The organism is Streptomyces sp. NPDC048483 (genome assembly GCF_040651455.1).
Lineage (GTDB): Bacteria > Actinomycetota > Actinomycetes > Streptomycetales > Streptomycetaceae > Streptomyces.
Window position 1 is genome coordinate 1 of record NZ_JBEZJZ010000127.1, and the last position, 22,745, is coordinate 22,745.

Annotated in this window: 18 protein-coding genes; 13 read left to right on the top strand and 5 right to left on the bottom strand. The window is 70.5% G+C overall.

The annotated features are described in order from the left end of the window. The first annotated feature begins 272 nt into the window (after positions 1–272). Positions 273–1,451 (top strand): alginate lyase family protein, encoded by a 1,179-nt coding sequence (locus AB0D04_RS37120; protein WP_362711826.1) that lies wholly within the window; start codon positions 273–275, stop codon positions 1,449–1,451. Positions 1,452–1,543: 92 nt separating this feature from the next. Here the strand turns inward: AB0D04_RS37120 and AB0D04_RS37125 are convergent, their stop codons facing one another. Continuing rightward, positions 1,544–2,074, bottom strand: a complete 531-nt coding sequence (locus tag AB0D04_RS37125) for a GNAT family N-acetyltransferase (RefSeq protein WP_362711827.1) — start codon at positions 2,072–2,074, stop codon at positions 1,544–1,546. Between the two features lie 208 nt (positions 2,075–2,282). On the opposite strand from AB0D04_RS37125, the gene AB0D04_RS37130 reads away from it, so the two are divergent. The 4 genes from AB0D04_RS37130 (at position 2,283) to AB0D04_RS37145 (ending at position 7,014) form a co-directional block, all read left to right on the top strand. After that, a complete protein-coding gene (locus tag AB0D04_RS37130; protein WP_362711828.1) occupies positions 2,283–4,844 on the top strand; it encodes a sensor histidine kinase KdpD in 2,562 nt (853 codons plus the stop codon). Between the two features lie 79 nt (positions 4,845–4,923). Then, positions 4,924–5,607, top strand: coding sequence for a response regulator (locus tag AB0D04_RS37135; protein WP_362711829.1), 684 nt, complete (start codon positions 4,924–4,926; stop codon positions 5,605–5,607). Between the two features lie 114 nt (positions 5,608–5,721). Continuing rightward, the gene (locus AB0D04_RS37140) at positions 5,722–6,120 is read left to right on the top strand and encodes an OB-fold nucleic acid binding domain-containing protein (RefSeq protein WP_362711830.1); all 399 of its coding nucleotides are present in this window, start codon (positions 5,722–5,724) and stop codon (positions 6,118–6,120) included. Positions 6,121–6,123: 3 nt separating this feature from the next. Continuing rightward, positions 6,124–7,014, top strand: coding sequence for a DUF3159 domain-containing protein (locus AB0D04_RS37145; protein ID WP_362711831.1), 891 nt, complete (start codon positions 6,124–6,126; stop codon positions 7,012–7,014). 88 nt (positions 7,015–7,102) lie between these two features. On the opposite strand, the gene AB0D04_RS37150 is transcribed toward AB0D04_RS37145, so the two are convergent. Together AB0D04_RS37150 and AB0D04_RS37155 are read right to left on the bottom strand one after the other, a co-directional pair. Next, a complete protein-coding gene (locus AB0D04_RS37150; RefSeq protein ID WP_046925555.1) occupies positions 7,103–7,774 on the bottom strand; it encodes a TrkA family potassium uptake protein in 672 nt (223 codons plus the stop codon). After that, positions 7,771–8,523 carry a TrkA family potassium uptake protein gene (locus AB0D04_RS37155; RefSeq protein ID WP_362711832.1) on the bottom strand — a complete coding sequence of 251 codons (753 nt, stop codon included), beginning with the start codon at positions 8,521–8,523 and terminating at the stop codon, positions 7,771–7,773. Before AB0D04_RS37155 ends, AB0D04_RS37150 begins: the two co-directional genes overlap by 4 nt. Before the next feature lie 270 nt (positions 8,524–8,793). Between AB0D04_RS37155 and AB0D04_RS37160 the strand changes: the two genes are divergently transcribed. The 3 genes from AB0D04_RS37160 to AB0D04_RS37170 all read left to right on the top strand — a co-directional run bounded on the left by AB0D04_RS37160 (position 8,794) and on the right by AB0D04_RS37170 (position 14,500). After that, positions 8,794–10,809, top strand: a complete 2,016-nt coding sequence (locus AB0D04_RS37160; RefSeq protein ID WP_362711842.1) for an NAD-binding protein — start codon at positions 8,794–8,796, stop codon at positions 10,807–10,809. Positions 10,810–11,000: 191 nt separating this feature from the next. Beyond that, positions 11,001–13,067: an APC family permease gene (locus tag AB0D04_RS37165; protein ID WP_362711833.1), complete on the top strand. Its 2,067-nt coding sequence runs from the start codon at positions 11,001–11,003 to the stop codon at positions 13,065–13,067. A gap of 104 nt (positions 13,068–13,171) precedes the next feature. Continuing rightward, a complete protein-coding gene (locus AB0D04_RS37170) occupies positions 13,172–14,500 on the top strand; it encodes a TRAM domain-containing protein (protein WP_362711834.1) in 1,329 nt (442 codons plus the stop codon). A gap of 455 nt (positions 14,501–14,955) precedes the next feature. Here AB0D04_RS37170 and AB0D04_RS37175 read toward each other — a convergent pair whose 3' ends face one another. Both AB0D04_RS37175 and AB0D04_RS37180 read right to left on the bottom strand, forming a co-directional pair. Continuing rightward, positions 14,956–15,642, bottom strand: a complete 687-nt coding sequence (locus tag AB0D04_RS37175) for a 4'-phosphopantetheinyl transferase superfamily protein (RefSeq protein ID WP_362711835.1) — start codon at positions 15,640–15,642, stop codon at positions 14,956–14,958. Further along, positions 15,639–16,505 carry a metallophosphoesterase gene (locus tag AB0D04_RS37180; RefSeq protein WP_362711836.1) on the bottom strand — a complete coding sequence of 289 codons (867 nt, stop codon included), beginning with the start codon at positions 16,503–16,505 and terminating at the stop codon, positions 15,639–15,641. The genes AB0D04_RS37175 and AB0D04_RS37180 overlap by 4 nt, the downstream gene beginning before the upstream one ends. 337 nt (positions 16,506–16,842) lie before the next feature. Here AB0D04_RS37180 and AB0D04_RS37185 point away from each other — a divergent pair, with 337 nt between their 5' ends. The 5 genes from AB0D04_RS37185 (at position 16,843) to AB0D04_RS37205 (ending at position 22,662) form a co-directional block, all read left to right on the top strand. Then, positions 16,843–17,610: an alpha/beta fold hydrolase gene (locus tag AB0D04_RS37185; RefSeq protein WP_362711837.1), complete on the top strand. Its 768-nt coding sequence runs from the start codon at positions 16,843–16,845 to the stop codon at positions 17,608–17,610. Between the two features lie 102 nt (positions 17,611–17,712). Then, entirely contained in the window at positions 17,713–18,168 is a 456-nt protein-coding gene (locus tag AB0D04_RS37190) for a cold shock domain-containing protein (protein ID WP_362711838.1), read from the top strand. Between the two features lie 246 nt (positions 18,169–18,414). After that, a complete protein-coding gene (locus AB0D04_RS37195) occupies positions 18,415–20,400 on the top strand; it encodes a sensor histidine kinase (protein WP_362711839.1) in 1,986 nt (661 codons plus the stop codon). A gap of 129 nt (positions 20,401–20,529) precedes the next feature. After that, positions 20,530–21,306, top strand: a complete 777-nt coding sequence (locus tag AB0D04_RS37200) for a VC0807 family protein (protein WP_362711840.1) — start codon at positions 20,530–20,532, stop codon at positions 21,304–21,306. Positions 21,307–21,408: 102 nt separating this feature from the next. Further along, on the top strand, positions 21,409–22,662 hold the full coding sequence (locus AB0D04_RS37205; RefSeq protein ID WP_362711841.1) for a macrolide family glycosyltransferase: 1,254 nt from the start codon (positions 21,409–21,411) through the stop codon (positions 22,660–22,662). Positions 22,663–22,745 lie beyond the last annotated feature (83 nt).

The following is a 22,745-nucleotide window of genomic DNA, read 5'->3' on the forward strand; positions in this document are numbered from 1 at the left end:
CAGGACCTGGGAGATCAGGCCGAGCGCCTGCGCGGTGCCGGCGACGATCAGCACCCTTTCGGCGGTGTGGCTTCGGCGGCGTGGCTTCGGCCTGTGAAGCGGCGGTCGGTGCAAGGTGACGTCTTCATCCGGGTGTTGACGTCGGGTCTTGACGGTGGGGTGGCTTGCCCCTACGTTCGCCAGCCATCGCAGGTGTTCATGTCAACGCCTGTTGTTCATGTACGAGAACAGCTCCCGTCCATCGAGCATCTCGACAGGAAGGCACACCCCCCATGCGCAGAAGGCTCACTCTCGTTGTCGGTGCGGTGCTCGGCGCCCTCACCGCAGGGCTCCTCACAGGGGCCCGGTCCTCCGCGGCGCCGTCCGCCTTCACCCACCCCGGCGTCCTCGTCGGCACCGCACAGCTCGACCTCACCCGCAGCAAGGTCAACTCCGGTGCCCAGCCGTGGAAGAACGCCTACGACGCGATGATGGCGAGCACGTACGCCTCGCTGACCCGTACTCCCAAGCCTCGCGCCGTCGTCGAATGCGGCTCGTACTCCGACCCCAACCACGGCTGCACCGATGAACGCGAGGACGCCCTCGCCGCGTACACCCTCTCGCTGGCCTGGTACATCACCCGTGACAGCAAGTTTGCCGACAAAGCGATACAGATCATGGATGCCTGGTCCGGCACCATCAAGGACCACACCAACAGCAACGCACCGCTGCAGACCGGCTGGGCCGGCTCCACCTGGCCGCGTGCCGCCGAGATCATCCGCTACACGTACGACGGCTGGCCCAAGGACCGCATCGACCGCTTCGCCGGCATGCTGCGCAACGTCTACCTCCCGAAGGTGATCAAGGGCTCGCACAGCAACGGGAACTGGGAACTGAGCATGATGGAGGCCGCCGTCGGCATCTCCGTCTTCCTCGAGGACAGGGCCTCCTACGACAAGGCCGTCGCCACGTTCCGTGCCAGGGTGCCCGCGTACATCTATCTGAAGTCCGACGGTGACCTGCCCAAGACCGCGCCGGGCAGCGGGCTGAACACCCGCGACAAGATCATCAAGTACTGGCAGGGGCAGTCCACCTTCGTCGACGGCCTCACCCAGGAAACCTGCCGCGACTTCGTCCACACCGGGTACGGCCTGTCCGCCATCTCGCACATCGCCGAAACCAGCCGCCTCCAGGGCCAGGACCTCTACCCTGAGGTCGCCGACCGGCTGCGCCACGCACTCGGCTTCCAGGCCACCTACGAACTGGGCACCGCTCCGCCGCCGTGGCTGTGCGGCGGCAGCGTCAAGCGCGGGCTCGGTCCGGTCACCGAGGTCGGCTACAACGCGCTGCACAACCGGATGGGTCATGAGATGACCAACACCGGGAAACTGACCGAGCGGCGGCGTCCGGCCGGCTCCAACAACCTCTTCGTCGGCTGGGAGACGCTCACGCACGCGGAGAACCCCAGCTGAAATCGCCTTGCGCCAGTGTCGGTGCGGGGGCCGGGGTGGTGGGGCGGTGTTGGGCCCCAGGGGTGGGGAGGCGAGGTGGGAGGAGGCCCCGCCTACCAGACATCCCCCTCCCGCCAGTCGCACATCAGGTCCGCGTCGAGGTCGAGAGGCGCCGTCGTCGGCAGGACGTAGAGGCAGCCGTCCTCGTCGGTGGTGCGGCGGATGCCGTCGGGGGTCAGGACCCAGGAGCTGCCGCGCCACAATTGCCAGCCGCGTGCCGCATAGAAGTCCGCGGCGTCATCGGCGGCGCCCAGTGCGCCGAGGTCGTAGGCGCCGCGGATCACGCGTTCCAAGGCGTCCATCATGGCCGCGCCATGGCCCCGGCCGCGGCGGTCCGCGCGGACGCCGACGCCCTCGACGTAGCCGCAGCGCAGCGCCCGGCCGCTGTGCAGCAGGCGGCGCTGGACGACGGATGCGTGGCCGATCAGTTCGCCGTCCTCGTGGACCAGCGCATGGATGCCGCCGAGTGCGTGTTCCCAGTCCTCCGCGGTCATGTCGTCGAAGACGTCGTACAGCAGGGTGCGGGCCGCCTTGCGGGCCACGGCGTCCAGATCGGCGGTATGCGCGGTACGTACCTCGGTCATGCGGGGATCCTCGCAGCCGGCGCGGGCCCGTGCGAGGGGGTTTCCTGGCGCGCGGGCCGCCGTATCAGAGTGGAGCGGCCCGCGCATCAGAGTCGCGTCAAAACCCGACGCACAGCCGCCACCTGCGGCTTTTGTCCGCCTGTGGGGTCTGTAGGGTCACAGGAGGTTCAGCCCGGTGGGGGCAGCCTTGACGTAAGACAATGGGGCCATGGCACGCGGCAAGCTACGGATTTATCTCGGCGCGGCACCGGGCGTCGGCAAGACGTACGCGATGCTCTCCGAGGCACACCGGCGCATGGAGCGCGGTACGGATGTCGTGGTGGGGTTCGTCGAGCACCATGGCAGGCCCCGAACCGAGGTGATGCTGCACGGGCTTGAGCACATCGCGCGCCGGGAGCTGGAGTACCGCGGTACGTCGTTCACCGAAATGGACGTGGACGCGGTACTGGAGCGCCGGCCGGCCGTGGCGCTGGTCGACGAGCTCGCGCACACCAATGTCCCCGGTTCGCGCAACGGCAAGCGCTGGCAGGACATCGAGGAGCTGCTGGAAGCCGGGATCAATGTGATCTCGACGGTCAATATCCAGCATCTGGAGTCGCTCGGGGATGTCGTCGAGTCGATAACGGGTGTGCGGCAGCAGGAGACCGTTCCGGACGAAGTCGTGCGCCGGGCCGATCAGATCGAGCTGGTCGACATGTCGCCACAGGCGCTCCGCCGCCGTATGGCGCACGGCAACATCTACCAGTCCGACAAGGTCGACGCCGCGCTCTCCAACTACTTCCGGCCGGGCAACCTCACCGCGCTGCGCGAGCTGGCGCTGCTGTGGGTCGCCGACCGGGTGGACGAATATCTGCAGGAGTACCGGGCGGAGCACTCGATCCGCTCCACCTGGCAGGCGCGCGAGCGCATAGTGGTCGGTCTGACCGGGGGCCCCGAGGGCCGTACGCTGATCCGCCGCGCGGCCCGGATGGCGGCCAAGGGGTCGGGCAGCGAGGTGCTCGCCGTCTACATAGCCCGCAGCGACGGACTGACCTCGGCCTCGCCCAAGGAACTCGCCGTGCAGCGCACGCTGGTGGAGGACCTCGGCGGTACGTTCCATCACGTCATCGGCGACGACATCCCGCTCGCCCTGCTGGAGTTCGCTCGCGGGGTGAACGCCACCCAGATCGTGCTCGGGTCGAGCCGCCGCAAGGCCTGGCAGTACATCTTCGGGCCGGGGGTGGGCGCGACCGTCGCCCGCGACTCGGGTCCCGATCTCGACGTCCACATCGTCACCCACGACGAGGTCGCCAAGGGCCGGGGGCTGCCGGTGGCGCGCGGTGCGCGGCTGGGGCGGGCCCGGATCATCGCCGGCTGGCTCGTCGGGGTGGCCGGTCCGGCGCTGCTGTCGCTGCTGCTGACCGCCATCGCCAACGGTCCCGGGCTGGCCAATGACGTGCTGCTGTTCCTGTTCCTGACCGTCGTCGCGGCGCTGCTCGGCGGGCAGCTGCCGGCGCTGGCATCGGCGGCGGTCGGCTCGCTGCTGCTGAACTTCTACTTCACGCCACCGACCCACACCCTCACCGTCAGCGACCCGAAGAACATCGTCGCGATCGTCGTCTTCTTCGCGGTCGCGGTGTCGGTCGCCTCGGTGGTGGACCTTGCCGCCCGCCGTACGCATCAGGCCGCCAGGCTGCGCGCCGAGTCGGAGATCCTCTCCTTCCTGGCGGGCAGTGTGCTGCGCGGCGAGACGACGCTGGACGCCCTGCTGGAGCGGGTGCGGGAGACCTTTGGCATGGACACGGTGGCGCTGCTGGAGCGCAGCAGCGATGTCGCCCCCTGGACCTGCGCGGGCCGGGCCGGCGGCGCCGACGGCGCCGACGACAAGCCGCTGCGGCGCCCCGAGGACGCGGACGTGGACATGCCGGTGGGCGACCACATGGCGCTGGCCCTGACCGGCCGGGTGCTGCCCGCGGAGGACCGCCGGGTGCTGGCCGCGTTCGCCGCCCAGGCCGCCGTCGTACTGGACCGGCAGCGGCTGGTGGGCGAGGCGGAGCGGGCCCGGGAGCTGGCCGAGGGCAACCGCATCCGTACGGCGCTGCTGGCCGCCGTCAGCCACGACCTGCGGACGCCGCTCGCGAGCATCAAGGCCTCCGTGACCTCCCTGCGCTCCGACGACGTCGCCTGGTCCCCGGAGGACGAGGCGGAGCTGCTGGCCGGTATCGAGGCGGGCGCGGACCGGCTGGACCACTTGGTCGGCAACCTCCTGGACATGTCCCGGCTGCAGACCGGCACGGTCACCCCGCTGATCCGCGAGATCGACCTCGACGAGGTGGTCCCGATGGCGCTCGGCGGCGTACCGGAGGGCAGCGTCACCCTCGACATCCCCGAGGAGCTGCCGATCGTCGCCGTCGATCCGGGGCTGCTGGAACGTTCAGTCGCCAATCTCGTCGAGAACGCCGTGAAGTACAGCCCGGACGGGGACGCGGTGCTGGTCTCGGCCAGCGCGCTCGGCGACCGGGTGGAGCTGCGGATCGCCGACCGCGGCCCGGGCGTCCCCGACAGCGCCAAGGACCGGATCTTCGAGCCGTTCCAGCGCTACGGTGACGCCCCGCGCGGCGCCGGAGTGGGCCTGGGCCTGGCGGTGGCGCGCGGCTTCGCGGAGGCGATGGGCGGCACGCTCGCCGCCGAGGACACCCCGGGGGGCGGGATGACCATGGTCCTCACTCTGCGGGCCGCACCCGGCCGGCCGCCGGTCAGACCCGACCTTCCGGTCCAGGCCACGACATGAGCCGGGCCGTACGGACCACACTCAGCACACGTTCCGCGGGCCCGGCCCGCGGAAATCCGACACCACGAGGAGAACGCCAGTGAACCGGGTGCTTGTGGTCGATGACGAGCCGCAGATCGTCCGCGCCCTCGTGATCAACCTGAAGGCGCGCAAGTACGAGGTGGACGCCGCCCCCGACGGCGCCACCGCCCTCAAACTTGCCGCCGCCCGCCACCCCGATGTCATCGTCCTTGACCTCGGCCTGCCCGATATGGACGGGGTCGAGGTGATCAAGGGGCTGCGGGGCTGGACGCGGGTGCCGATCCTGGTGCTCTCCGCCCGTCAGACCTCGGACGAGAAGGTCGAGGCGCTGGACGCGGGGGCGGACGACTACGTCACCAAGCCGTTCGGCATGGACGAGCTGCTGGCCAGGCTCCGGGCCGCGGTACGCCGCGCCGAGCCGACCGGGCCCGCCGAGGACGAGGTGGTCGTCGAGACGGACGGTTTCACCGTCGACCTCGCCGCCAAGAAGGTCAACCGCGCCGGCCGCGACATCCGCCTCACCCCCACCGAGTGGCACCTCCTGGAGGTACTGGTCCGCAACTCGGGCCGTCTGGTCAGCCAGAAGCAGCTGCTCCAGGAGGTGTGGGGGCCCTCGTACGGGACCGAGACCAACTATCTGCGGGTCTACATGGCCCAGCTCCGCCGCAAGCTGGAGGGCGATCCGTCGCATCCTCGGCACTTCATCACCGAGCCGGGGATGGGGTACCGGTTCGAGCAGTGACGCCGGCCATGACGTCGAGCAGTGACGCCGGCCATGACGTCGAGCACCGGCGCAGGCCACGACGTTGCCGAACGGCCCGTGATCTCCGGCGCGGGCCACCGGTACGCTGGGGATATGAGTGCTGGGACCCGATCCGAGAAGCCGGCCGGTCGTTTCCGCCGAATGCTCGACAGGCTGTCGTCCTCCGAGGAGGAGCTGCAGAGCGCTGAGCTGCAGCAGGACACGCAGGCGACGGGGTGTACCCGTATCTGCGACTGCGATGACCGCCAGATAGTGAAGGTCACCGGCACCTTGCGGCATGTGACACTGCGGCCGCGAGCCGGCGTGCCCGCGCTGGAGGCGGAGCTGTTCGACGGTTCCGCCGCGCTCGATGTGGTGTGGCTCGGCCGCCGTTCCATCGTCGGGATAGAGCCGGGCCGTAAGCTCATCGCCTCGGGCCGGGTCTCCATGAGTCACGGACGCCGGGTGCTCTTCAACCCGAAGTACGAACTCCGACCGCTCGGACAGGAGTAGCCGGTGACGTCTTACGACCGACCCACCACCGACCGATCCGCCACCGACCGACCGACCGCCGACGCATCCGCAGCAGATGCGCCCGCCGCGTCCGGCCCGGACGCCGCCCAGGATGCCGATGGCAGAGCGGTGACCGAGAAGGCGCTCTTCGATGCCTTCGGCGGCATCCGCGGCACGGCGGAGACGGTGCTCCCCGGTCTGCTGTTCGTGGCGATCTTCACGGTCAACAAGGACCTGCACTTCTCGGCGATCGCCGCGCTGGCCGTCTCCCTGGTGCTCACGGCCGTCCGCCTGGTCCGCAGGGACACCGTCAAGCACGCCTTCAGCGGCGTCTTCGGCGTGGCCTTCGGTGTGGTCTTCGCGATGATGACCGGCAATGCCAAGGACTTCTATCTGCCGGGCATGATCTACACCTTCGGGCTGGCCGTCGCCTACATCCTCACCACGATCGTGGGCTTCCCGCTGATCGGTCTGATGCTGGGCCCGGTGTTCAAGGAGAACCTCTCCTGGCGCACCCGTAACCCAGGCCGGAAGAAGGCCTATGCCAAGGCCAGCTGGGCCTGGGGACTGATCCTGCTCGCCAAGTGCGCGATTCTCTTCCCGCTGTACTGGTGGGCGGACACCGCGCAGCTCGGCTGGGTGCTGGTGGCGCTGAAGATCCCGCCGTTCCTGCTCGCGGTCTGGCTGACCTGGGTCTTTCTGACGAAGGCGCCGCCGCCCATCGATGTCTTCGCGGAGATGGAGGCGGCGGAGGAGCGGGAGAAGGCGGAGCGGGAGGCCGCGGAGCGGCGCCACACCGGGGACGAGGTGCTGGACGGCGTCGCCGACGGCGTCCCTCAGGACATGGCCGCTCAGACCGCCGAGCCGCGGCACGGGCCGCGCCACCGCCGCTGACGGACCGCCGCCGACGGACCCGCACGACGCCGGGGCCCGGGAACCGCTTGGTTCCCGGGCCCCGGCGCGTGGTGCGCGTGCGGCGGCGCTAGGCGTCCGTCCGCCGCACCGACAGCAGATCCTCCAGCTGTTCCTCGCGCGACTGGGCCGCGACGAACAGCAGCTCGTCGCCCGCCTCCAGCGCGTCCTCCTTGTTGGGCGTGAGCACCCGCGTACCGCGGATGATCGTGACCAGGGAGGTGTCCTCGGGCCACTCCACATCGCCGACCCGGGTGCCGGCCAGCGCGGCCTCCGGGGGCAGGGTGAGCTCGACGAGGTTGGCGTCGCCGTGGCTGAAGCGCAGCAGCCGTACGAGGTCGCCGACGCTCACCGCCTCCTCGACCAGGGCCGACATCAGGCGCGGTGTGGAGACCGCGACATCGACGCCCCAGGCCTCGTTGAAGAGCCACTCGTTCTTCGGGTTGTTGACCCGGGCGACCACCCGGGGCACGCCGTACTCGGTCTTGGCGAGCAGCGAGACGACGAGGTTGACCTTGTCGTCGCCGGTCGCCGCGATGACGACGTTGCAGCGCTGCAGCGCGGCCTCGTCGAGCGAGGTGATCTCGCAGGCGTCGGCCAGCAGCCACTCCGCCAGCGGCACCCGCTCGACGGAAATGGCGGTCGGCGCCTTGTCGATCAGCAGGATCTCGTGGCCGTTTTCCAGCAGCTCACCGGCGATGGAACGGCCCACCGCGCCGGCGCCCGCGATTGCGACCCTCATGCGTGCGCCTCCTCGGGCCCCGTGGCGAATGCCGCCTCGACCTTTTCGAGCTCGTCGGTGCGCATCATGACGTGCACCAGATCGCCTTCCTGCAGCACCGTCTGCGAGGTCGGCAGCATCGCCTCGCCCAGCCGGGTGAGGAAGGCGACGCGGACGCCGGTCTCGTCCTGCAGCTTGCTGATCTTGTGGCCGACCCACGCCGTGGCGGTGTGCACCTCGGCGAGCTGGACGCCGCCGCTGGGGTCGCGCCACATCGGCTCGGCGCCCGAGGGCAGCAGCCGGCGCAGCATCTGGTCGGCCGTCCAGCGGACGGTGGCGACGGTGGGGATCCCCAGGCGCTGGTAGACCTCGGCGCGGCGCGGGTCGTAGATGCGGGCCGCGACATTCTCGACGCCGAACATCTCGCGGGCCACCCGGGCGGCGATGATGTTGGAGTTGTCGCCGCTGGAGACGGCGGCGAACGCGCCCGCCTCCTCGATACCGGCCTCGCGGAGCGTGTCCTGGTCGAAGCCGACGCCGGTCACCCTGCGGCCGCCGAAGGCCGAGCCCAGGCGGCGGAACGCGGTCGGGTCCTGGTCGACCACCGCAATGGTGTGCCCCTGGCTCTCCAGGGTCTGCGCGAGCGCGGAGCCCACGCGACCACACCCCATGATGACGATGTGCATGCTGATTACCCCGTGCCCTGAATTAGCGCGCTGACCTGCCCAAACACCCTGCTCAACTCTTTCGTCCCCGAGTGCCGGCGACACGCGGTCACTACTTGCGGCCGCGAGGCAACTGTTCGCGACCGGGACCCCGCGCGCGTCAACAGGCGCGTTGGGCGCACCGCGGTCCGGGTACAACCGTAGCCGTATCCCGCCGCCCGGTAACCGCCCGGTGAGGAGCGAGAATGCCCCCGGCCGGGTGTGGGTGGCGGCCCCGTGCTGCGGCCGGGCTGCGCCGTGCGGAGCCCGTAAGGCACGCTACGAGGTGTGCCCAACCTGCCTCAGCAGCCCCAACAGGGCTGCCACACCCCGCACATGGTGGTCTGTGGTGACGATGCGCTCGCGCACCGGCTCGCCGCGGAACTCAAGGACGTCTACGGCGAACGGGTGACGCTGGTCGTCCCCTCCGCCCGGGAGCCGCACCGGCCCCGTATTCCGCCGCCGGCCCGTGCGCTCGGCCGGGCGACGGCGTTGCTGGGGAGGGTGTCGGCGGCGATGGCGCGGACAACGCTGCTGCCGAACGATCCGCTGCCGGGTGCCGGGGCAGAGGACGACGACGAGGCGCCGGAGGAGCCGGTACGGATCCTGGAGGCGGTAGAGGCGGACGATGCCGCGCTGACGGCGGCGGGCATCCCGGAGGCGGGCGCACTGGCGCTGGTCTACGACGACGATGAGCTCAACATCCATGCCGCGCTGCGCGCCCGCCGCCTCAACCCCCGGCTGCGGCTGGTGATCCGGCTCTACAACCGCAAACTCGGCCAGCATCTGGAGGCGCTGCTCGACCAGGCCGCGGCGGTGGGGTCCCCGGGCGGCGAGGACGCCGGGAGCGTCGATGCGTCCACGACCGTGCTGTCCGATGCCGACACGGTGGCGCCGGCGCTGGCGGCCACAGCGGTCGCCGGGACCAGCAAGGTCATTGAGGCGGACGGGCTGCTGCTGCGTGCGGTGGAACGGGCGCCGGTCCCGCCGGGGCGGCCGGCCGGGCCGGGCCTGTGCACGCTCGCGGTGCTGTCCGCCTCGGCCACCGATCCGGACTCAGCCACCGGTCCCGCCGTTCTCCCGTCCGCCGCCCACCGTCCGGCACCGGGTGCGGCGGCCGGGGACGAGGGCCCGGTGCTGCTGCCCGACGACGCGGCGGCCGCGGAGGCCGCCGGGCGCAGCACCATCGTCCTGGAGACCGTCTCCTATACGGGCCGGACGGTGCGCCCCCGCCTGCTCCGCGGCCGCGGAGCGCCGCTCGCCTCCCTCTTCTCCCGGCGGCTGCGCTGGTCGCTGGCCGGTGTCGTCGGCGCCGTCTTAGCGCTGGCCGTCGCCTCCACCCTCACCACCGGTGAACAACCGCTGCACGCCGCCTACCTCACCCTCCTCGACCTCTTCGCCATCGACGAACCCGCGCTCGAGGAACCGCTGCCCCGCAAGGTCATCCAGTTGCTCTCCGGGCTCACCGGGATGCTGCTGCTGCCGGTGCTGGTCGCCGCGGCCTTCGAGGGCCTGGGCACCTTCCGCAGCGCCTCCGCGCTGCGCCGTCCGCCGCGCGGGCTGTCGGGGCACGTGGTGCTGCTCGGGCTCGGCAAGGTGGGCACGCGGGTGCTGACCCGGCTGCACGAGCTGGGTATCCCGGTGGTGTGCATCGAGGCCGACCCGGAGGCGCGGGGCATCGCGCTGGCCCGCCGGCTGCGGGTGCCGACCGTCCTGGGGGACGTCACCGACGAGGGCGTCCTGGAGGCCGCGAAGGTCGACCGGGCGCACACGCTGCTCGCCCTGACCAGCGAGGACACCACCAACCTGGAGGCCGCCCTCTACGCCCGCTCGGTCAAGCCCCGGCTGCGGGTGACGCTGCGGCTGTTCGACGACCGGTTCGCCACCGCTGTCTACCGCACCCTGCGCGCCGCGCACCCGCATGCGCTGACCCGCAGCCGCAGCGTCTCCTTCCTGGCGGCACCCGCCTTCGCCGGCGCGATGATGGGCCGGCAGATCCTGGGGGCGATTCCCGTCGAACGCCGGGTGCTGCTCGTCGCCCGCGTCGAGGTACGGGGCCATGCCGCCCTGGAGGGCCGTACGGTCGGCGAGGTGCTGCGGCCGGGGCGGCTGCGGGTGCTGGCCGTAGACACCTCCGCGCCCGACGAGGCGGCGGGGGAGCCGGCCGCCGCGGCGCCCCCGCCGGACGGGGAACGCGGGCCCGCGCGCCTGGTCCACGAGCTGGGCGACGGATACGTGCTGCGCCCCCAGGACCGGGTGCTGCTCGCCGCCACCCGCCAGGGGCTGGGCGATCTGCTGGCCAGGCGCCCGCGCCCGGCCGAGGCGCGGGGGGTCGGAAACCGGCAACCGTGACGAACACCACGTACCCCACGCACATCGTGCGTTTCGTAGGCGAGGTGTGCTCAGGACGTGCGGATTATGTGCGGGTGCCGCGTGCCGGGGCGGCGCTGCGCAGGTCAGAAGTGCCGCAGCGCAGCCCGTAGCGGCCACCCGCACGGGCGACGACTGGGCACGACCCTTGACGAACCTTTAGCATCCTCTCCGTGTCCAAACTGACCGACGTGCCCAAACGGATCCTGATCGGGCGCGCACTGCGCAGCGACAAGCTGGGGGAGACCTTCCTTCCCAAGCGCATCGCACTCCCCGTCTTCGCCTCCGACCCGCTCTCCTCCGTGGCGTACGCGCCGGGCGAGGTGCTGCTCGTCCTGTCCGTCGCGGGTGTGAGTGCCTACAGCTTCAGCCCCTGGATCGCGGTCGCGGTCGTGGTGCTGATGTTCACCGTCGTGGCGTCGTACCGGCAGAACGTGCACGCCTACCCGAGCGGCGGCGGTGACTACGAGGTCGCCAACACCAACCTCGGGCCCAAGGCCGGTCTGACCGTCGCCAGCGCCCTGCTGGTCGACTACGTCCTGACCGTCGCGGTCTCCATCTCCTCCGGAATCGAGAACCTGGGCTCCGCGATCCCGTTCGTCGTCGAGCACAAGACCCTCTGCGCGATCGCCGTCATCGTCCTGCTCACCGTGATGAATCTGCGCGGGGTCAAGGAGTCGGGCAAGCTCTTCGCGATCCCCACCTACGTCTTCGTGGCCGGCGTCTTCATCATGATCGCCTGGGGCGCGGTCCGCGGCTGGGTCATGGGCGACACCATGAAGGCCCCCACCGCCGACTTCACCATCCACGCGGAACAGGGCGGCCTGGCCGGCTTCGCGCTGATCTTCCTCCTCCTGCGGGCCTTCTCCTCCGGCTGCGCGGCGCTCACCGGCGTCGAGGCGATCTCCAACGGTGTGCCGGCCTTCCGCAAGCCGAAGTCCAAGAACGCCGCCACCACGCTGGCCCTCATGGGCGGCCTGGCCGTCACCATGTTCTGCGGCATCATCGCGCTGGCCATGACCACCCACGTCAAGATGGCGGAGACCCCGGCCAAGGACCTGCTGGACCACGGCAAGCCGCTCGGCTCGGGCTACACCCAGGACCCGGTTATCTCCCAGGTCGCCTCCGCGGTCTTCGGCAACGGCTCGTTCCTCTTCGTCGTCCTGGCCGCCGCCACCGCACTGGTCCTCTTCCTGGCCGCGAACACCGCCTACAACGGCTTCCCGCTGCTGGGCTCGATCCTCGCCCAGGACCGCTATCTGCCCCGCCAGCTGCACACCCGCGGCGACCGCCTGGCCTTCTCCAACGGCATCGTCCTGCTGGCCGGCGCCGCCGCCGTACTGGTCTACCTCTACGGCGCGGACTCCACCCGCCTCATCCAGCTCTACATCGTCGGCGTCTTCGTCTCCTTCACACTCAGCCAGATCGGCATGGTCCGTCACTGGAACCGTCATCTGCTGACCGAGAAGGACCCGGCCAAGCGCCGCCGGATGCACCGCTCCCGGGCCATCAACGCCTTCGGCGCCTTCTTCACCGGTCTCGTCCTCGTCGTCGTCCTGCTGACGAAGTTCACCCACGGCGCATGGGTGGCGCTGCTGGGCATGGTCATCTTCTTCGTCACCATGAGCGCGATCCGCCGCCACTACGACCGCGTCGCCGACGAGATCGCCGCCGAGGACACCCCCGACGACGACGTCGTACGCCCCTCCCGGGTGCACTCCATCGTCCTGGTCTCCAAGGTCCACAAGCCCACCCTGCGCGCCCTGAACTACGCCAAGCTGATGCGCTCGGACACCCTCGAGGCGGTCAGCGTCGACGTCGACCAGGCCGACACCAAGGCGCTCAAGGAGGAGTGGGAGCGGCGCGGCATAGAGGTCCCCCTCAAGGTCCTCGCCTCCCCCTACCGCGAGATCACCCGCCCGTTCATCGACCACGTCAAGTCGCTGCGCCGGGAGAGCCCGCGCGACGCCGTCTCGGTCTTCATCCCCGAGTACGTCGTCGGCCACTGGTACGAGCACCTGCTCCACAACCAGAGCGCCCTGCGCCTCAAGGGCCGCCTGCTGTTCACACCCGGCGTGATGGTCACCTCCGTCCCCTGGCAGCTGGACTCCTCCGAGGCTGCCAAGCTGCGGGCCCGCAAGCGCGCCGAGTGGAACGCTCCGGGCGCGGTACGGCGTGGTCCGGTCGCCACCCAGCCGAAGAAGGAGAAGAAGGAGAAGGCGGCCGCCGCGGAGAAGTAAGGGGCACCGCACCACGGGACGTAGACTTGACGGCTGGCCTCCACACCGGAGGCCGGCCGTCACCCCCGTCGTCCCGCGCCCCCACCCCAGGAGCCCTCCCCGCCATGCAGACAGAACCCAAGAAGTCGCTGGTCGGCGAGGAGTACGAGGTCGAGGTCGGCCCGGTCGCCCACGGCGGTCACTGCGTCGCCCGTACGGAGGAAGGCCAGGTCCTCTTCGTACGCCACACCCTCCCCGGCGAGCGCGTCACGGCCCGCGTCACCCACGGCGAAGAAGGCGACCGCTTCCTGCGCGCCGACGCCGTGACGATCCATGCCGCCTCCAAGGACCGCGTCGAGGCGCCCTGCCCCTTCTCCGGCCCCGGCAAGTGCGGCGGCTGCGACTGGCAGCACGCCGCGCCCGGCGCCCAGCGCCGGCTGAAGGCCTCGGTCGTCGCCGAACAGCTGGAGCGGCTGGCCGGGCTGTCCGCCGAGGACGCCCACTGGGACGGCACCGTCGAGCCCGCCCCCGGCGACAAGGTCGCCAAGGGCGAGGTACCGGCCTGGCGCACCCGCGTCCAGTACGCCGTCGACGCGGAGGGCCGCGCGGGCCTGCGCAAGCACCGCTCCCATGACATCGAGCCGGTCGATCACTGCATGATCGCCGCCCCCGGCATCTCCGAACTGGGCATCGAGCAGCGTGAGTGGCCGACGATCGCCGGCATCGAGGCGATCGCCGCCACCGGCTCCCACGACCGCCAGGTCATCCTCACCCCCAAGCCCGGCGGCCGCCTCCCGATCGTCGAACTCGACAAGCCCGTCTCCGTCCTCCGCATCGGCGAAAAGGACGAACAGATCCACCGGGTCCACGGCCGCCCCTTCGTCCGCGAACGCGCCGCCGACCGCACCTGGCGGGTCGGCCACGGCGGCTTCTGGCAGGTCCATCCGAAGGCTGCCGACCTCCTCGTCGAGGCCGTCATGCAGGGCCTGATGCCCAAGAAGGGCGATATGGCCCTCGACCTGTACTGCGGCGTCGGCCTCTTCGCCGGCGCCCTCGCCGAACGCGTCGGTGACAAGGGCGCGGTCCTCGGCATCGAGTCGGGCAAGCGCGCCGTCGAGGACGCCCGCCACAACCTCGACGACCTGGACCGCGTCCGCATCGAACACGGCAAGGTCGACCAGATCCTCCCCCGCACCGGCATCACCGACGTCGACCTCGTCGTCCTCGACCCGCCCCGCGCCGGCGCCGGCAAGAAGACCGTCGGCCACCTCGCCGCCCTCACACCCCGCCGCATCGCCTACGTCGCCTGCGACCCGGCCGCCCTGGCCCGCGACCTGAAGTACTTCGGCGAGGCGGGGTATGCGCCGCGGCGGATGAGGGCGTTCGATCTGTTTCCGATGACGCATCATGTGGAGTGCGTGGTGATTTTGGAGCGGGCGGCTAAGAGCGCCTGACCTGCGGTTTCTTCGGTGCGCATGAGGCGCGCTGTGGGCGTTACGGGCGATGTCTTGACGCTGAAATGACGCCCATGACGCCCATTTGACGCTCGTTGATCCTGCTTGCTGACGCGCCGTCAGTTCGAGCGGGGCAGGTCAGGGCTTCGCTGTGGCTTCCCTTCAGGGCAGGGAATGCCGCGGTTTTCCGGGAGAAACGGTAAGCGGCCCGCCGGGTGACCCGATGAGGAGCCCCCTTCTGTCGACGCACGCCCTCCGATTCATCCGGCTGATCGCCCTGCTCTCTTCGCTCTCGGTGCACTGAACGCGTGGATCGCCCACACCCCATCCACATACGGGGAACTCTCCTCAGCCGTCTGGTTGTGCCCGAGCGCTCAAGACCGGCTCACCAGCCGCTGCTGTTCGTCCGCACGGGTTGCTCGGCAAGTGCTGGCAGGAGGCCTTTGTGCTCGTCGCTATGACGGACCGACGACGGGGAAGACCCGAGGGACGGCGATCGTCGTGACGATGAGGCCGTCGCGCACCACCCATCGCCCGTCGAACCCTGGCAGTCTGGTCCCGTTCACCTCGGGGCCGGGCACCAGGAGCCGGGCGTGGAAGGTGCCGGCGGTGGGGTGCACCCGGACTTCGGCTTCCTCGAAGTCCAGCCACAGGCGGGTCAGGGGATACCACGCCTTGTACACGCTCTCCTTGGCGCTGAAGATGAGCCGTCCCCAGAAGACGTCTGGGCGGTCGGCCGTCAGCCGTGCGACGTGCTCCCGTTCGGCGGGGCGCAGGACGGACTCCGCGACTCCGCTACCGGGCAGCGGCTTGTTCGGTTCCGCGTCCACGCCGATGGTGAGCATGTCGGTCGCGCGCGCCAGGGCGGCCGCCCGGTATCCCAGGCAGTGCGTCATGCTTCCCACGAAGCCGTCCGGCCACTGCGGGGCGCCGCGCTCGCCGGGCAGGATCGGCACCGGACCGTGGCCGAAGCGGGCCAGAGCCTGGCGGGCGCAGGCGCGCACGGTGGCGAACTCCCCGCGGCGCTCCGGGATCGCCTTGCTCACCAGCGCGGCTTCCTGTGGAAACAGCCCGGGCAGGGTGCCGGTGTCCGTGAAGGCTTGGGCGGTCTCGACGGGCGAGGGCAGTAGCTCGGCTATCACGTCGTTCTCTCAGTTCCCGGGGCCGGCGCGCGGTGTGGGCCGGGCACGATTCTGGTCAGGCGACCGGGTGTCCCCGGCCGCGGTTTCCACTCCCGGGGGTAGCCCAGGGAGACTTCGTGGTGCGGGATGCCGTCCGCCCGGATCAGCCGGGGGATGTGCAGATGCCCGTAGACCACGGCGGAGGCGCGGAACCGCACCGGCCAGTCGGCGGTGGCCGTGGTGCCGCACCACATGGCGAACTCCGGGTAGCGCAGGATGTTCAACGGCTCCCGGATGAGGGGGTAGTGGTTGACCAGCAGCGTCGGCAGGTCCTCCGGCACCTGCGCGAGGCGGGTCTCGGTCCAGGCCACCCGTGCCCGGCACCAGCTCTCCCGGTCGGGGTAGGGGTACGGGTCGAGGTAAAACTCGTCGGTGCACACGACCCCCGACTCGTACGCTGCCTCCAGTGCCGGCGCCTTGGTGAGGTGCCCACTCGTCAGGAACGTGTAGTCGTACAGGAGGAACAGCGGGGCGATGACCACCGGGCCGTGCGGGCCCTCCCAGAGGGGGTAGGGGTCCTCGGGTGTGATGACGCCCAACGCCCGGCACCGGTCGACCAGATGGCGGTAGCGTTCCTCGCCGCGCAGCCGCAGCGGATCGTCGGGCACGGTCCACAACTCGTGGTTGCCCGGCGTCCACACGACCTCGGCGAACCGTTCGCGGAGCACACCGAGCGCCCACTCCACGTCCTCGGCGTACTCGGCCACGTCTCCGGGCACCAGCAGCCAGTCCTGGTCCGACTCGGGTCGGATGTCTTCAAGTATCCGTCGGTTCTCCTGGTAGCGGATGTGCAGATCACTGATGGCAAGGAGGGAGCCAGGCACGGGTCCTCAAGGGGGCTGTGGGTCGGTTCGGTCGGATGCTCCTGCACGGTGGCCCGTCGTCCGGTTCTCCGGCGGCGCGCACCGTCAGGATCGGGCGTGCGGACCGGTCGCTGATCGCGATTCCGGCGCACCCCCACGGCGGCGTTGGGACGCGGCCTGATCGGCGGCCAGCCTAACCCGTCATTCTTCAATGAGGGCCTGGGGGAGGGGCGTTGACCACGGTGCCGCAGAAGTTAGGGGTTGTGACCGGCCGCCGGCACCAGGCAGGCTCATGCAAGACCCGCTCGCCGTGGGGCATGGCAGCCCTCCCGAAGCGAGCAGCACGAAAGGACGCCAGGTGACCGCGAACCTCACTGACACCAGCCCGTGGATCCGCCGATTCCATCCGGCTGACAACGCGCGGGCCAGGCTGCTCTGCCTGCCGCACGCAGGAGGCTCCGCACCGTTCTACTTCCCCGTCTCCAGGGCACTCTCGCCCGCCGTCGACGTGCTCGCCGTCCAGTACCCCGGGCGCCAGGACCGTCGCCACGAGCCGTGTCTCGACTCGCTTCCCGCGCTCGCCGACGCGCTGGTCGAGGAGGTGAGCCCGTGGACCGACCGGCCCCTGGCCCTGTTCGGGCACAGCATGGGCGCCACCCTCGCCTTCGAACTGGCCCTGCGCCTGGAACGCCGGGGCACGGTTCCGCTCGTGGTGTTCGCCTCCGGCCGGCGCGCGCCCTCCCGGCACCGAGACGAGTCCGTCCACCTCCGCGACGACGACGGGATGATCGCCGAGCTGCGTGCGCTCAACGGGACGGGGGCGCAGGTGTTCGGCGACGAGGAGCTGCTGCGCATGGTGCTGCCCGCCATCCGCAGCGACTACCGGGCGGCCGAAACCTACCGCTACTCTCCCGGGCCCCGCCTCGCCGCTCCGATTCAGGCGCACACGGGCGTCGATGACCCCAAGGCGACCCTCGACGAGGTGCGCGCATGGGAGGAGCACACCGATGCCTCCTTCGAGATGCACACCTATCCCGGCGGGCACTTCTACCTCAACGACCAGGCGCCGCGGGTCATCGACGCCGTCTCCCGGACGATTTCCTCGCTGCTCCCGCAGCAGGCGTAGCGGACGCGGGCGCCTGCCGCCCGCCGCGAACAGGGGGGTGTTAGGGGTTCCCCTGCTCGCCATCCGTGCCTAGCATCTTTTCTCGGTGTCCAGGTTGACGCCGTGGAATTCCGTGTAAATGGTGGGGTTGTTGTGGCTACTGGCAAAGTGATTCGGTTCGATGCTGTGCGCGGCTATGGGTTCGTGGCCCCGGAAAACGGTGGGGGAGACGTTTTTCTGCATGTCAATGACCTCCTCGTGGAGAAGTCCCTGATGGCTCCGGGGGCCGTGGTCGAGTTCGAGGTCGAAGAGGGGGACCGCGGTCCGAAGGCGGCCGACGTCCGGCTCGTGGAAGGAGCCGTGCGGACCGCTCCCGTCGCATCGTTCTCCCTGGCGCAGTCGCCGTCACAGGAGAGCGTCGAGGACGGCGTGTGCGACGTCCTTTCCGCCAGGGAGTTCACGCAGGAAGTCACCGAGACTCTCCTCGCCGCCGCTCCGGGCCTGACCGCGGAACAGATTCTGCAAATCCGCCGGAGCCTGGCGGAGGTCGCCACGAAGCACGGCTGGGTCGAGGCGTAGGGCATCCGTACCGGACGCTCTGGGTGGATCGACGGCGGGAAATCGCCGTTGGTCCACCCTTGTTCCGTTGAGGTACGCCGGCCGGCCGGTCAACACCCCGGGCTCTGCAAGACTGGCCCGCACTGAGCCGGGTCATGGTGTCGCTTCGGAAGGCAGGATGGAGCCAGCGTGGTCACAGGTCGCAGCCGGGCGTCGGCAGGGTGGCCCGATTCTCGGCGGTCCGCGCGTTCCTGGCTGCTCCCGGCGGTGCTGTCACCGGCCCGGGGGCTTGTGGTCTGGGCGGTCGATGTTGCCGGACTGGTGCTGCTGGGAGCGGTCCTGATCACAGCTCAGGCCACGTATCTGCTCAAGATCCCCTACGTCCATGTGACCGTAGTGGAACGGGGCCGCGTCATCACCGACCTCACGCGGCGTCTCGCGGCCGGCTGGTCCGGAATAGGGATTCCCTCGCCGTACCAGCCGCGACCGGCGCTGCCCCAGCTGGACACGGACGCACTGTACCGATACAAGAACCAGCTGTACCGCTCCGCGTGGATTCCCATGCACCAGCTGCTGGTGCGCTGGATCGTCAACGACGACGCGACCTGGCGGGATCTGGCGTGGCTGCTGCTGGCTCCGCTGAGCTGGGGGTTCCTGGCGGCCTTACCCGCGGTGCTGGTCTGTGCCGGTGGCTGCCTGGCGCTGGCGGGGGCAGGCGCACCGCCGTTCCCCTACATCGTCGCCTGGCAGACCACCGGTGCGGCCGGCGCGTGGCTGGTGCCGACGGGAGTGGTTGTGGCGGCGGCCGGGTTCGCAGTCGGCCCGGTGCTGTTGCGGTGGCACGCGAAGGGGGCGCGGCTGCTGCTCGCCCCGTGTCCGCGATCCCGGTACGGGGTCGCGGTGCGGGCGGCGATGCGTTCGGGTGTGGCGCTCCACCGGCTGACGGTGCGGATCGGAGTGGCGTTCGCGGAGCTGGTGATGCTTGCGTTCCTCGGTGTGGCGTTCGTCGCGCTGCACGTGCTGGGTCTTTCCGTGCTGTGGTGGGAACTTGTGGCGTCACCGGCCCGCCGGCTGGTCGAGTTCAGCCGCCGCTTGGTCAGGGACCGCACTGGCGTCGACGTCCCCTCGCCCTATCTGCCCGAGCCGCCGCCACCTCAGCGGCGCGCCGACGGCATGTACCGCTCCGGCCACCGCCTGTATCCGAATCAACGCCAGCCCGCCCAGCACCGTCGCGTGCAGTGGATCAGGAGCGACGTGGCAACCTGGCGGGACTTGGTGTGGCTGGCCACCGATCCCGTGCTGGTGGCGCTCGTGGTGCTGCCGGTGACGCTGCCCGGGCTGATCGGCGTCTTCGCACTGCTGTGGCCCTGGCTGTGGTGGCCCGTGGCGGGGCCCTTCATCCATTACGACCCCGCGGCGTCGTGGCACCTGCTGCTCGCGCTCGTCCCCGGTGACTGGTCGCAGCTGCGCGCACCGGCGACGGGCATCGTCGCGGGCCTGCTGCTGATCGTGCTCAGCGCCTCGCTCGCCGGTCCGCTGCTGCGCCTGCACGTCCGGTGGGCCCGGCTGCTGCTCGCCCCGACCGGAGGCACACTGCTCGCCCAGCGTGTGGAGCAGCTCACCGAGACCAGGACCATGGCCACGCACGCCCAGGCGGCGGAGCTGCGCCGCATCGAGCGCGATCTGCACGACGGATCGCAGGCCCGGCTGCTGGCGATCGGCCTGAAGCTCAACACGGTCAAGCACCTGGTCGACTCCGACCCGGAGGCGGCCAAGGAGGTCGTGTCGGAGATCCAGAAGGCGGCCGCGCAGGCGCTGGCGGAGCTGCGTCATCTGGTGCGCGGCATCCACCCCCCGGTGCTCGCCGAGCGGGGGCTCGGAGACGCGGTCCGCGCCCTCGCCATGGACAGCCCGCTGGACGTCGCGGTGCGTCTGGAACTCCCCGAGCGGGTCGAGCAGCCACTGGAGACGGCCGTCTATCTGGCGGTGTCCGAGCTGCTGAGCAACGTGACCAAGCACGCGGCCGCGACCCGGGTGGAGATCAGCCTGGTGTGCACGGACGCGGCGCTGGTCGTCACGGTCACCGACAACGGCCGCGGCGGGGCGGCTCCGAGCCCGGGCAGCGGGCTGAGCGGCATCGCCCGTCGGCTGACCCCGTTCGACGGAACCCTGCACGTCACCAGCCCGCTCGGCGGACCGACCACCATCACGCTCAACCTGCCCACGGCTGGGGTGGGTCCAGCCCCCGCGTAGGGGGGTCTATCTAGACCCCACTTCGGGGTCTATACGGATACCCCCGGTCCCTGCGCGGCCCTACCGTTGGGTTGACCGTCAGGACTCGGGCCTGGGCGCAGCACAGGAACAGAATCGGAGAGCATTGAGATGAGCCAGGGGCAACAGCCGGGAAGTGGCAACCATCGCGCTGCCTACGGGGCATACGGTGCTCAGGGACAGCAGGCGGAATACGGCGCCGCGCCGCAGGAAAAGGGACAGTTCACGGCTGAGGAGAAGAGGCAGATCGCCGCCTCTCGCCGCAAGCTGCTGACCTCCCTCTTCATCAGCCTGGTGCTGCCGCTCGGGTTGTACTACGGGCTGCGGGACGCCGGGGTCAGCCCGCTGTGGGCTCTGCTGCTGGGCTGTGTGCCGCCGCTCCTGCAGAGCTTGTACGCGATCGCCAAGCAGGGCAAGCCGGATGCGGTGGCCCTGTTCACCCTCAGCCTGCTCATCATCGGCGGTCTGACCTCCCTGATCACCGGAAGCCCGCGTTGGATCCTGGCCAAGAGCGGTGTGCTCACCATGGTGATCGGCGTGGCGCTACTGATCACCACGCACAAGCGGCCCGCGATCTTCCAGGGTGTCATCAGCCTCCAGCCCTCGGCCGACGCGACCGCGAGGTGGGAAGCGCTGTGGCGTGACTACGCGGAGATCCGCCACATCATGCGGGTCACGAACGTGATCTGGGGTGTCGGGTTCATCCTGGACGGGATCGTTCGCTTCATCCTCGCCTACCGGCTGGACGTCGACGCCGTTCCCACCGCGACCACGGTCATGTTCGTGGTGAGCATCGCGCTGTTCCAGATCGTCAGCAAACGCTACGGCCGGCTCTACATGCGCAGGCGCGGGCTGAGGCTCCGCGGCACGACGGTGGAACGCATCTAGGCCCCGCCGACACAGTCCCTCCCGAACGCTGACGAGCTCCGGGCGCGCGGTCGCCGCCCCCGGAGTGCCCCTCCCCTCGCGAGCCTCCACAGGAGACCAGCCATGCCCCCCGCCCACATCGCCGTGTTCAGCTATGCCGCAGGCGGCCACGTCACCCCGATCCTCGGGCTGGTCGAAGAGCTGGTGGGCAGGGGCCACCGGGTGACGTGGGTGACGACCGAGGAATTCTCCGCGCGGGTCGCGGCCGGCGGCGCCACGGCCGTCCTCCACCCGGCGTCGAAGCCGGTCTTCGCGAGGGAAGCCGTCGACATCACACCGGAGAACGCCGCCGAGCTGTCGGTGGCGCAGTTCCGGCAGACGACGGACGCCGGGGACGTCGCAGAGGCCCATTTCGCCGATGACGCACCGGACTTGGTGCTCTACGACGCCACGGTTCTCGCGGTGGGCCGGATGATCTCCCTCAAGCTGGGCTGTCCGGCGGTGCAGGTGTTCCCCACCTTCGCGGCCAACGACAAGTTCAACCTCTTCGAGAAGATGCCCGAGACCAGCAGAATGCTGGCCGAGACCGGTGTCTCCCGGATGCTGGCCGACATGCTGGGCGAGTTCCTCGCCTTGCACGGGCTCGACGTGTCGGTGGAGGAGTTCTACTCGAAGGCGGAGCCGCTGTCACTGGCCGTGCTGCCCAAAGCCTTCCAGTACGCCCATGAGCGGTTCGACGACGATCGGGTGGTGTTCGTGGGACCGTGCCTCGGCGCTCGGGCCGACGACCGGCACTGGGAGCCGCCCGCCGACTCCGACCTGCCTGTGGTCCTGGTATCGCTGGGATCGCACCGCTACAACAAGGGCGAGCAGTTGCTGCGGAACTGTGTTGCCGCACTCGCCGACGTGCCCTGTCACGTCGTCCTGGCCACCGGTCGGCACCTGCGGCCCGAGGACCTCGGCCCCCTCCCGCCCCACTTCGAAGCCCGCAGCTGGGTGCCACAGACGGCCGTGCTGCGCCGTGCCGATGCCTTGGTCAGCAGCGGCGGCATGGGCGGTACCACCGAGGCCATGTACTTCGGGGTGCCGCTGGTGTCTGTGCCGGTCATGCCCGAGCAGACCGCGGTCGCCGACCGGGTGGCGGAGACCGGGATCGGCGTCGAGGTGCCCTACGAAGAGGCGACCCCGGAGCGGCTGCGGGACGCCGTGACGCATGTCCTCTCGGATGCCGGCATCAGGCACCGGATGAATGAGTTCCAGCGCTACACGCGCGAGGCCGGCGGCTCCTCCCGCGCCGTCGACGCGATCGAGGGCTACCTGAAGTCGGTCCGCGAGGACCCCATGACCACCACCCACAGGGCTGACGCCGACGGCTGACCCCCGCGGGGTTGTCCGAACTCACCGCGCGGGTGCGGACGGTGTCCGATGTGGACGCCCTGGCGGCGGCGCTGCCGGGCTCC

Excerpts from the sequence above, each read along its gene's own strand:
- AB0D04_RS37120 (WP_362711826.1), top strand. The coding sequence starts at position 273 with ATGCGCAGAAGGCTCACTCTCGTTGTCGGTGCGGTGCTCGGCGCCCTC.
- AB0D04_RS37125 (WP_362711827.1), bottom strand. The coding sequence starts at position 2,074 with ATGACCGAGGTACGTACCGCGCATACCGCCGATCTGGACGCCGTGGCC.
- AB0D04_RS37130 (WP_362711828.1), top strand. The coding sequence starts at position 2,283 with ATGGCACGCGGCAAGCTACGGATTTATCTCGGCGCGGCACCGGGCGTC.
- AB0D04_RS37140 (WP_362711830.1), top strand. The coding sequence starts at position 5,722 with ATGAGTGCTGGGACCCGATCCGAGAAGCCGGCCGGTCGTTTCCGCCGA.
- AB0D04_RS37150 (WP_046925555.1), bottom strand. The coding sequence starts at position 7,774 with ATGAGGGTCGCAATCGCGGGCGCCGGCGCGGTGGGCCGTTCCATCGCC.
- AB0D04_RS37160 (WP_362711842.1), top strand. The coding sequence starts at position 8,794 with ATGGTGGTCTGTGGTGACGATGCGCTCGCGCACCGGCTCGCCGCGGAA.
- AB0D04_RS37170 (WP_362711834.1), top strand. The coding sequence starts at position 13,172 with ATGCAGACAGAACCCAAGAAGTCGCTGGTCGGCGAGGAGTACGAGGTC.
- AB0D04_RS37200 (WP_362711840.1), top strand. The coding sequence starts at position 20,530 with ATGAGCCAGGGGCAACAGCCGGGAAGTGGCAACCATCGCGCTGCCTAC.
- AB0D04_RS37205 (WP_362711841.1), top strand. The coding sequence starts at position 21,409 with ATGCCCCCCGCCCACATCGCCGTGTTCAGCTATGCCGCAGGCGGCCAC.